The following is an 11,408-nucleotide window of genomic DNA, read 5'->3' on the forward strand; positions in this document are numbered from 1 at the left end:
TATGAGTATTAAGTACTATAGAAAAGTAGTTGGCATAATGAAGATTGCAAAAATTCTTATTAGTTGCTTAACAATTTGTATTTTTTCTACATCACTTTTAACTGGTTGTAAAAGCAATGATATTAAAAATGCAGATGGAAAAGAACAAGTAGAAGTTTTTTTAAGTAAAGCAGAAGCAATAAACACATTTAAAAATTTTGAAGAAAAATTTGAAAAAGAAAATCCTGATATAGATGTAATTATTAGTTCACCAGCTCAAGCTATGACAGTATTAAAAACAAGATTAGTAAAGAATGATGTTCCAGATATATTAACAATAGCTGGGGAGATGAATTATGGAGACTTTGTAGATGCAGGCATTTTAGAAGATTTATCTAGTCAAAAAAATATTATAGATAGAATACAACCTGCTTACGTTAATGTTTTAAAAAGCTTAGAGTTTGAACCTAGTGACACTTTATGTGGAATACCTTATGCATGTAATGCTGGAGGCGTAGTTTACAATAAAGATATTTTTGAAAAATTAAAATTAAAAGTTCCAACTACATGGGATGAATTTATAGATACTGCTGAAAAGATAAAAGAAGCAGGAACTACACCATTTTACTTTACATTAAAGGATGCATGGACTGCCATGCCAGCTTGGAATGCTATAACAGCTAATACTCAATCTGAAGACTTTTTTATTGAACGTAGAAAAAATGAAGTTACATTTAGAGATGAATATAAACCAATAGCTGAAAAGATGGAAAAGTTAATAGAATATGGTCACAATGATAATTTTGGAATCGGATACAATGATGGAAATGTATCTTTTGCTCAAGGAAATGCAGCAATGATGATACAAGGAAATTGGGTTATTCCAGAAATCTTAAAGATAAATCCAGATATGAATTTAGGAATGTTTGTATTGCCAACAAATAATGATGCAAGCAAGAACAGTGTTGTTTCAGGTATCGATTTACTATTTGCAGTACCTAAGGATTCTAAGCATAAAGAAGCGGCAATTAAATTTTTAGATTTTATGACTAAGAATGAGAATGTAGAACTATATGCAAAAGAGCAGTTTGCAATTCCAGCAATTAATAATATATATCAACAAGATAAAACTGTAGAAGATTTGAATCCATATTTTAAAAATGGAATGGTTTTAGATTTTCCTGATCACCATTATCCAGCATCAATGCAAGTTGGAGATTTAGCTCAAGCTTATTTATTTGATAAGGATATAGAAAAGCTTTTAAATAGTTTAGATGACAGATGGAATAGATCACAGCAATAAAATAAGTTATAGGGGTGAACGAGCATGAAAGAGAAAAGAAGAGTGTTCTTATTAATGTCAATACCAGCAGTAATTCTATTTTTTATTTTTCATACATTACCTTTACTAAAAGGTATATCTTATAGTTTTACAAACTGGAGAGGATTTGGAACTTTTAAATTTGTAGGTATAAATAATTATATAAGTATATTCTCAGATGAAAGAATAATTAATTCATATATGTTTACATTTAAATTTGCTTTACTTTCAACAATTATAGTAAATGTAATAAGCTTAATTTTAGCAGTAGGATTAAATTCTAAAATAAAATTCAAAAGTACTTTAAGAGGCATTTATTTCATTCCTAATATTTTAGGTGGATTAATAGTTGGATATATATTCAATTATATATTTACATTTATACTAACAAGTGCAGGACAAGCGATAGGAAGCGAAGTTTTAAGTAAAAGCATACTCGGAAATCCTAATTTGGCATGGCTTGGGGTTGTTATAGTAGCATCTTGGCAAGCTATTGCATTTAACACAATAATATATATTTCTGGACTTCAAACTATTTCAGAAGATGTATATGAAGCAAGTGCAATTGATGGTGCGAATAAATGGGTACAATTCAAAAAGATAACGTTTCCTTTACTAGCTCCATTTTTCACTATAAATATGGTGCTTGCAATGAAAAATTTCTTAAATGTATTCGATCAAATTATATCACTTACTGGTGGTGGTCCTTCAGGATCAACAGAATCTATAGCTGTATTAATATACAAAGCTGGTTTTGATGGTAGTCAATTTGGATACCAATCAGCAAACTCAGTTATTTATTTCATAGTAGTAGTAGCAATATCATTATTACAACTAAGAATCCTTGAAAGAAGGGAGATGCAATTATAATGTTCGCAGTAGCTAATAAATCAAGAAAAAATAAAGAATCTAAAGTAAATAAAGATGAGAAAACAAATTGGTTTGTAACAATACTAATGATTTTAGGAACTATAACTGTACTTTTTCCATTATTAATAACAGTACTTATAGCATTGAAATCACCACAAGATATGATGAACGGAATCTTTTCATTACCAAAAGTGTTTCATTTTGAAAACTTTACTAAAGCTATAGAAATGACTAATTTCTTTAATGCATTAAAAAACAGTTTAACTATTACAATAACAACTGTTATACTAACACTTATCACTAATTCAATGGTTGGTTATGCAATAGCAAGAAATATGCATAAAAAAACATATAAAGCGATGTACTATTATTTTTTAAGTGCTATGTTTGTACCATTCCCAATTATAATGCTTCCACTTGTAAAGCAAGTTAGTGTTTGGAATATGGATAATATAATTGGATTACTTCTTTTATATACAGTGTATGGACTATCTTCTAATGTATTTTTATATGTAGGTTTTCTAAAATCTATACCAATAGAATTAGAAGAAGCAGCATTGATAGATGGAGCAAGTACTTGGCAAGTATTTTTTAAAATAATATTTCCAATGTTAAAACCAATACATGCAACAGTAGCAATTTTAACAGCATTATGGTGTTGGAATGATGTTATGTTACCACTTGTAATATTAAGTAACCCGGACTTTGCAACTATTCCTTTAGTTCAATTTATATTCCAATCACAATTTGGAACAGACTATAATTTAGCATTTGCATCATACTTATTAGCGTTAATACCTATATTATTATTCTACTTAGTAGCACAAAAAGGTATTATCGATGGAGTTACTAAAGGGGCTATAAAATAATTATTAAAACATATAAAAAATGAACCTGTAGTTTAATATAGGTTCATTTTTATCTTTATTTTCTTAAATAAAAAATTTTAAAAAAGTAGTTATTTTTCTTCACTATCTTTAGTTTTTTTATCTATACCACATGAAACCCATGGATAATCTGGATTACTTGAATCACATGGCTTTGATGGATCTACTTTAACCTTTTCTTCTTCAAAAGTTACTTCATATTTATCTGTACAATTACATTCATTTTTTTTGTTTAAATTTTCTTTATTACTCATATTGCTTCGCTCCTATCTCTCTGTATTTCATGTTTTTATTATAAAACAAATATTATTAATTGACAATACTTATTAAATAATATTTTAAATTATTTTATATATTTTGTATTATTTAATATAATTTGTATTTATAAAGTTAATTATGTATTAACTATAATTAATAATTGTATTAGATGATTTTTGTAACATATTTATTATTTGATATAGAAACAGTATAAAAAAAGAGTATTAGTTGTAGCCTCTTGGCACTTTGTAGATGAGAATACTGTAATATTTACTTTTTTATTTATAGATTTAATTTCATTGTAGAATTTATCTATATAAGAATTAAAATGTTTATTTTGTTGCTCTTCAAATCGAGTAATCATTTCTTTATTTTCATCCAATGCATTGGCTTCGAATTGTAAATAATTTAATCTTAATCATAGGTTGAAATCCATTGTTGTTGTTCTCTTTATCTGATTAATACAAACTCTAATTAAATTCTATATTTTAAATTTGTAATTGCAATTGAAAAATAAATTATATGATCCCTAAAAATGTATAATTATAAATTTTAGCATATTAACTATTTCATATAATTGTATTATTTAATATTAAATGGTATCATAAATCAAAAAACAATTATATGTTATTATGGATATAATTACATAATTTATCTTGATGATTTTACATTTAAGTTTATGAAGTCAGGACTTATTTTAAATTTTTTATTGGTTTACTACTTATATAATTATAGTAATGAAAGATGGGAAAATTATTGAAAAAGGTTCACATAAAGAATTAATAAATAATAATGGTGAATATAAAAATATGTATGAAGCTCAAGCGAGTTATTATAGATAGGGGATATGGTATGGAAGTATTAAGAGTTGAAAAGATTTCAAAATCGTATGGGATAAAGATAAATAAAATATGGGCTTTAAAAGATGTTAGTTTTTCTCTAAATAAAGGGGAATTACTTGCAATTATGGGGAGCAGTGGATCAGGAAAAAGCACACTTCTAAATATACTTGGAGCACTAGATTCACCAGATTCAGGTAAGGTGTATATCAATGGAAAATTGCAACAAGACTATCACATAGAACCTTTTGCAACTGAATATAGAAGTGAAAATATAGGATTTATTTTTCAGTCATTTAATTTATTGAGGGATTTAAGTGTTGAAGAAAATGTAGCTCTGCCATTAATTTTACAGGGCGTAGAGTCTAAAGAAATAAAAAAGAAAGTTGAGCAAGAATTAGATTTAGTTGGTCTAACCAGATGGAAAAAACATAGACCTTCAGCACTTTCAGGAGGACAGCAACAAAGGGTGGCCGTGGCAAGGGCTACGATTACAGAACCTAATCTATTACTTGCAGATGAACCTACAGGTAATCTTGATTATAATACTTCGTTAGAAGTGCTTAATATATTTAAGATGATGAGAGAAAAGTTAAATCAAAGTATTATAATTGTAACCCATGATCCTATGGTAGCAAGTTATGCAGATATAGTATTATTTTTTAATGATGGACAAATTGTAGATGAATATGAAAATAAAGAAAATAATAAGGAAAGTATTGATATCATATTAGAGAAATTTAAAGGAGTTATTAGTAAGCATGATTAAGAATTTAAGAGATTTATCAAAAAGATTCTTTATATCTAATAAAGCTATTACAATTTCATCTATAATTGCAATAGCTTTATCAATTCTATTAATAACATCACTTATGAATTTCTCAATAAATTCAGAAAATAACTTAAAGAAAGAAACTCTTGAAAAATTTGGAGCTTTTGAAATACAATGCGGTTATGAGATTGATAGTTCAAAAAGAATTACCAAAGACTTTTTAGAGGAAACTTCTTCTTTAGAAGGAATAGATAAAATATCACCAGTTATTGTAGATGGTGTAAAGATTAAGATTAATGGAATTGATACTTACACAGTAGGTGTAGAAAATGATGAGTTAAGTAAAAGTAAATATAAATATAATAGTGATGTTGAAGAAAATACAATAATTATTAATAAACAGTTAGCTGATAGCTTAAAGGTTAATGAGGGAGATAATGTATTAGTTAATGGTAATGAAAATAAGGTTATAGAAATTTTCAATGATAAAACATATAGTTCTAATTCTATAAACATGGCAATCATGAATAGAAAATCATTGAAGGAAATATTAGGCTTTTTGGAAGAAGCTAATTATATGATGGTTAAGGTACAAAATAATGATGATATATCTAAAGTATCTAAGGAATTAATAAATTTAGATAAAGATTTGAGAGTTGAAGTATTTCAAGAAGATAAGAACTTAAATGAGAATATTAATACTATGCGATATTTCATTGGATTTTTAGGGAGTTTAGTATTTATCATGTGTGGAATATTTATAGTATCTAATCTTCAAGGATATATATATAAATATACTAAAGATTTTTCAGTAATAAAGGCAATAGGAGGTTCGTCATTTCAAGTTTTTATTACAGTATTAATGCAGACAATGATGATTAATATTACAGGAGTCCTTAGTGGAACAATATTATCATTTTTAACATGTAAATTATTTTTAACTACCTTTGAATATTATTTTTTGCCAATACTAAAGATTGCTTTAATTGGATTTTTAATAATTCAAATTGTTTTACTAATTCCTGTATTTAAAACTACTAGAATATTACCATTAAAAGCGATGTCTAAAAATGACAATGTGGAATTTAAGCATAAAAAATTAATGAAATATACCATGATAGGAAGTTTGATTACTGGAATCTTAATAATTTTATTGTGTATAATCACACCAGACACAAAAGCTTTATTAGATGCAATAGGAGGATTTTTATGTATATACTTAAGCTCTTTCTTATTTGTAATGTTATATATAAATAAAATTTTCAGTTTATTAATTAAACCACTAAAGTTGATCATTGGAAGAAGTGGAGAAGTTTCAATGAAGATGCTAATACCTCAAGTTAAGAAGAATTCTATATTAATCTTGGCTATAACCACAATGATAGTCATAACAAGTATTGGAGGAAGTTTTGTAAAATTAATTACATTGAACAGTGAACAGTATTATAGAAAAGAGTATTTAACTGATATTGTACTAACATGTGATGATAATCTTAACTATGAGACAACTCTTAAGCTTCTAAATGATGTAAATGAAATTGATGATACAGTGGCATCTGTTATGACAGAAGGCGGGACAACAGCTATTGTAAGAAATGATAGTAAAGGAAACATTACATTTTCTTTAGGTAATTTAGAAGAAATGGAAAAACAAGGGTTAATAAAAAAATTTGATGGTGATGGGAAAAATAAGGTTGTTGTAAGTGAAGAATATGCTAAAGAAAATAATATTGTGGTGGGCGAAAAACTTAAATTTATTAACCCTACGTTTAAAAATGAATATGAAAATATGATTACTATTAAGGAAGGTACTAAAGATCAAGTGTATGAATATAACTTAGAAGTGAGTAGTATAGAAGATGATAATTTAATGAATCGCCAGTCTGTATTAATTGACATGTCAAATACAAAGTTAGTTAATGATATTTCAGGTAGTCTAAATAAAATGTATATAGATACAACTAATAAAAATATAGATACATTATTAAATGAAAAAAGGCAAGAATATCAAGGAATAAAGTGGGCTACCTTAGAAAATGTATTAACAGAAACTAATAAAGCTATAGAAGAACGATGGAAATATTTTAAATTAGGTTTAGTAATTCTCTATTGCTCAATGATATTTGGAATAATTACTTCAATTAAAAATAATATAAATTCTAATAGAAAAGAATATGCTCTTTTAAGATGTATGAAATTTAAACAAAAGGACTTAAGCAAAATGATAATAACTCAATCAATAGTTTTCTTGTTACTTGGCGATATATTAGGATTAACAATTGGAACCATTGGATCGTTTATAGTATCAATATTTGAGGGAGGAACTACATTTATAGTTCCAGACTATACTACATTGATATTAATTTGTATAGGCTCAATTATATTAACAGTGTTTTGTATTATTCCGGATGTATGTAAAATTGGAAAAGAAAAGTTAATTGTAGAGTTAAATCAAGAGGAACTATAATTTCAATTGTGGAAATATAAATTGTTTCAATATGAATGTATGAGATATAAATAGGCATTGAAATAATTAAAAAAATTATTTGATTAGAAAAATTTAAAATTAATATGTGTAATAATAAAAAAAGCATTTGAAGATTTAACTTCAAATGCTTTTCTTATTAAAATTCTAGAATTCAGATGTTCCAGGAGTTCTAGGGAATGGTATTACGTCTCTGATATTTGTCATACCAGTGATGTACATGATTAATCTTTCAAATCCTAAACCAAATCCAGCATGTTTAGTTTCTCCATATTTTCTTAATTCTAAGTACCACCAGTAATCTTCTTTCTTAAGACCTAATTCAGCCATTCTAGCTTCTAATTTATCAAGTCTTTCTTCTCTTTGGCTACCACCAATGATTTCTCCGATACCTGGTACTAAAAGATCAGTTGCAGCAACAGTTTTGTTATCTTCATTCATTCTCATGTAGAATGCTTTAATTTCTTTAGGATAATCTGTTACAAATAGTGGCTTTTTAAAGTGTTCTTCTGTAAGATATCTTTCATGTTCAGTTTGTAAATCGATACCCCAAGATACGTCATAATCGAATTCTTTATCACATTTTTCTAAGATTTCAACAGCTTCTGTGTATGTAACTTTAGCAAAATCTGATGAAACAACATGATTTAATCTTTCTAGTAATCCTTTATCAACAAATGAATTGAAGAATTGTAATTCTTCTGGACATTCATCCATAACATATTTTATAACGTATTTAAGCATTGCTTCTGCAAGTTCCATATCATCTTGTAAATCAGCAAAGGCTATTTCAGGTTCTATCATCCAGAATTCAGCTGCATGTCTTGTAGTGTTAGAATTTTCAGCTCTGAATGTAGGTCCAAATGTATATATATTTCTAAATGCTAATGCAAAACATTCGGCATTTAATTGACCAGAAACAGTAAGGTTAGTTTCTTTACCAAAGAAGTCTTTAGTATAATCAATATCTCCTTCTTTAGTTAATTCAGGAGCTTTAGGGTCAAGAGTAGTTACTCTAAACATTTCTCCAGCACCTTCACAGTCACTACCTGTAATTATTGGAGTATGAGTATATACAAAACCTTGTTCTTGGAAGAATTTATGTATTGCAAAGGCAGCAACTGAACGTACTCTAAATGTTGCTGAGAATGCGTTACTTCTTGGTCTTAAATGTGCAATTGATCTTAAGTATTCAAAAGTATGTCTTTTCTTTTGAAGTGGGTAATCAGAATTTGACATTCCTTCAATAACTATTTCTTTAGCTTGAATTTCAAATGGTTGCTTAGCATCTGGTGTAGCAACTAATGTACCAACAACTGAGATTGAAGAGCTTATTGGTAATTTTGAAATTTCTTTAAAGTTACCTAATTTGTCATCAAAAACTACTTGGATATTTTTAAAGAAAGAACCATCATTTATTTCAATGAAACCAAAAGCATTAGATGCTCTTAAAGTTCTTATCCAACCTGATATCATTACTTCCTTTGAAAGAAATTGATCAGTTTCTCTATAAATTTTTTTAATTAAAACTGTATTTTTCATTTACATGACCTCCATAATTTAATTCATTAAATATTTAATTTATCTATATGATTAACATATAATAATGAGTTAATATTTATTTTATAAAATATAAAAAAGTATAAAAAAAACTCCCGTCCCCGTATGGGACGAAAGTATTATTTCGTGGTACCACCCAATTTGCCATATAACATATAAAATTATATGACTTCTCTTAGATTATTAACGAGGTTGCCCCCGTCTAAGCCTACTAATTATTAAAAACTTTCGGTTAGAAACTCAGAGATGTTCTTCGGAATAGACTTCGTATAAGGCTCACACCATCCCTTACTCGCTAAGACTATATTCTAAACGTACTCTTCTCATCAAAGTAATTACAATATTACATTGTGTATAATTTTACAGTATTTCTTTTACAAATGCAACAGAGTTATTCTAAACCTTTTTCAAAACTTTTAATTAATTTTGAAGGAAAGTTTAATAAAGTCATATCTTTTACGATTCTTGGGTACTCATATTCTAATTCTTTTATCTGCGCTTTAATCCCGCTAATCTCATTTATATCTAACAAACAATAAGTAAGATTAGGTCTACCTATTTTAGGTTTTCCAATACTACCACAATTTATATACATTTTTTCTCCAAAACTTTTAATAGAAGGAATATGGGTATGTGCACAAACCAAAATATCTTCTTCCATAGTTTCTATTATATTTTTAGTATCTTCAGCGTCTTCAAATAAATATTGATTAAGTATGCTTGGACTACCATGAACAAATATTATTTTTTTGCCTTGAATATTAATACTAATAGATGATGGTAAATTACTTAAAAAATATCTATTTTGTGCTCTAAGCTCATTGTATGTCCAAGGAAGAGAAAAACTATTTATTGCAGTTTCTCTTATAAAAGTATAATCATTATCTATAACAGATTTATCATAATTTCCTTGAATGCAAAGAATATTTCTTCTTTTAATCATTGCTATAACTTCATTAGGATGTGGTCCATATCCAACTAAATCGCCTAAACAAACAATTGAATCCACTTTTTCATTGTCTATATCTTGTAATGCTCTAATAAGTGAATAAATATTTCCGTGTATATCTGAAATTATTGCTATTTTCATAACTAACTCCCCTTATGTTTAAATATAAAATTGTTAAATATATTATATCATTATAATATTATTTTTAGATGCAAAGTTATATAATAAATTTTATAGAATATTTTAATTTATTATATACAAATAATATATAGAAAAGCTATGTTTTAAATATTTGATTATATATTGAATTATGTACAATTTTGATTAATTATATATAAATTTTACTAAAACATAGATTAAAAGCAGAAACAAAATTTATTAAAATAATTACTAAGTTAAGGGGTTGATTTTATGAAAAATAATAGAGTTTTAAAAGTAATAAAAGAAATGGAGTCACAAGGACTTTCACAAATAATAGTTACATCACCAGCATCAATTTATTATCTTGTAGGTAAAAGAATTTCGCCAGGAGAAAGAATGATTGCACTTTACATAAATTCTTCTGGAAATCATAAATTTATAGTTAATAAGCTTTTTCCAATAGAAGAAGACTTAGGTGTAGATATTATTTGGTATACAGATAGTGATGATTCAGTTGAAGTATTAAGCAAAGTTTTAGAAAAGGATAAAGTTTTAGGTATAGATAAAGATTGGAGTGCTAAATTTTTGATAAGATTAATGGAGCTTAACGTAGTAAAAGGCTTTGTAAATTCATCTCCAATAATTGATAGCTTAAGAATGATTAAAGACTCAGAAGAGATTGAACTTATGAAAAAATCATCACAAATAAATGATAGAGTTATGTTAAAACTTCAATCAGAGCTTAAGGAAGGCATGACAGAAAAATATTATCAAAGATTACTTGCTGAAATATATGAAGAAGAGGGTGCAAGTGGATTTTCATTTACACCAATAGTAGCATTTGATACTAATGGAGCAGATCCTCATAGTGAATGTGGAAGTACAAAGCTAAAGAAAGGTGACACTATAGTTTTAGATATAGGAGGAATATATAATTATTATTGCTCTGACATGACTAGGACTGTATTCTTTGGAGAAGAACCTAATGACCATAAAAAAGAAATATATGAAATAGTTAAAGAAGCAAACTTAAATGCTATTAAAAAAGTAAAAGATGGTGTAAAATTTTCAGAAATAGATTCTGCTGCAAGAAGCTATATAGATGATAAAGGATATGGTGAATTCTTTACTCATAGAACAGGTCATAGTATAGGTTTAGAAACTCATGATAAGGGAGATGTAAGCTCAATAAATCATGAAGAGGTTAAAGCTGGAATGATATTCTCTATTGAACCTGGAATATATTTAAAAAATGACATAGGCGTTAGAATAGAGGATTTAGTATTAGTAACAAAAGATGGTGCAGAAATACTAAATTCAGTAACAAAAGAACTTACAGTTATATAA

At 27.0% G+C, this 11,408-nt stretch carries 9 protein-coding genes and 1 other annotated feature; of the genes, 6 read left to right on the forward strand and 3 right to left on the reverse strand.

All coding sequences use genetic code 11. The features are described 5' to 3' along the window. Position 1 precedes the first annotated feature (1 nt). From RGC78_RS11535 to RGC78_RS11545, 3 genes are read left to right on the forward strand one after another with little or no spacing between them, the layout of a single operon-like run. The gene (locus tag RGC78_RS11535; RefSeq protein ID WP_309556688.1) at positions 2-1,282 is read left to right on the forward strand and encodes an ABC transporter substrate-binding protein; all 1,281 of its coding nucleotides are present in this window, start codon (positions 2-4) and stop codon (positions 1,280-1,282) included. Between the two features lie 24 nt (positions 1,283-1,306). Continuing rightward, on the forward strand, positions 1,307-2,170 hold the full coding sequence (locus tag RGC78_RS11540; RefSeq protein WP_309556689.1) for a carbohydrate ABC transporter permease: 864 nt from the start codon (positions 1,307-1,309) through the stop codon (positions 2,168-2,170). After that, positions 2,170-3,039: a carbohydrate ABC transporter permease gene (locus RGC78_RS11545; RefSeq protein ID WP_252215985.1), complete on the forward strand. Its 870-nt coding sequence runs from the start codon at positions 2,170-2,172 to the stop codon at positions 3,037-3,039. The genes RGC78_RS11540 and RGC78_RS11545 overlap by 1 nt, the downstream gene beginning before the upstream one ends. Positions 3,040-3,128: 89 nt before the next feature. Here RGC78_RS11545 and RGC78_RS11550 read toward each other — a convergent pair whose 3' ends face one another. Then, on the reverse strand, positions 3,129-3,311 hold the full coding sequence (locus RGC78_RS11550) for a hypothetical protein (protein ID WP_252215982.1): 183 nt from the start codon (positions 3,309-3,311) through the stop codon (positions 3,129-3,131). A gap of 856 nt (positions 3,312-4,167) precedes the next feature. Between RGC78_RS11550 and RGC78_RS11555 the strand changes: the two genes are divergently transcribed. Together RGC78_RS11555 and RGC78_RS11560 are read left to right on the forward strand one after the other, a co-directional pair. Then, positions 4,168-4,923, forward strand: a complete 756-nt coding sequence (locus RGC78_RS11555) for an ABC transporter ATP-binding protein (RefSeq protein WP_252215979.1) — start codon at positions 4,168-4,170, stop codon at positions 4,921-4,923. Next, positions 4,916-7,393, forward strand: a complete 2,478-nt coding sequence (locus RGC78_RS11560; protein WP_309556690.1) for an ABC transporter permease — start codon at positions 4,916-4,918, stop codon at positions 7,391-7,393. Before RGC78_RS11555 ends, RGC78_RS11560 begins: the two co-directional genes overlap by 8 nt. 165 nt (positions 7,394-7,558) lie before the next feature. Here the strand turns inward: RGC78_RS11560 and asnS are convergent, their stop codons facing one another. Then, on the reverse strand, positions 7,559-8,953 hold the full coding sequence (gene asnS, locus RGC78_RS11565; RefSeq protein WP_252215961.1) for an asparagine--tRNA ligase: 1,395 nt from the start codon (positions 8,951-8,953) through the stop codon (positions 7,559-7,561). Between the two features lie 121 nt (positions 8,954-9,074). Then, positions 9,075-9,310, reverse strand: a binding site (T-box leader). Positions 9,311-9,362: 52 nt separating this feature from the next. Next, positions 9,363-10,061 carry a metallophosphoesterase family protein gene (locus tag RGC78_RS11570; RefSeq protein WP_252215958.1) on the reverse strand — a complete coding sequence of 233 codons (699 nt, stop codon included), beginning with the start codon at positions 10,059-10,061 and terminating at the stop codon, positions 9,363-9,365. A gap of 270 nt (positions 10,062-10,331) precedes the next feature. On the opposite strand from RGC78_RS11570, the gene RGC78_RS11575 reads away from it, so the two are divergent. Next, a complete protein-coding gene (locus RGC78_RS11575; protein ID WP_252215957.1) occupies positions 10,332-11,408 on the forward strand; it encodes a M24 family metallopeptidase in 1,077 nt (358 codons plus the stop codon).

Source organism: Clostridium aquiflavi (genome assembly GCF_031344075.1).
Taxonomy (GTDB): Bacteria; Bacillota; Clostridia; order Clostridiales; family Clostridiaceae; genus Clostridium; species Clostridium aquiflavi.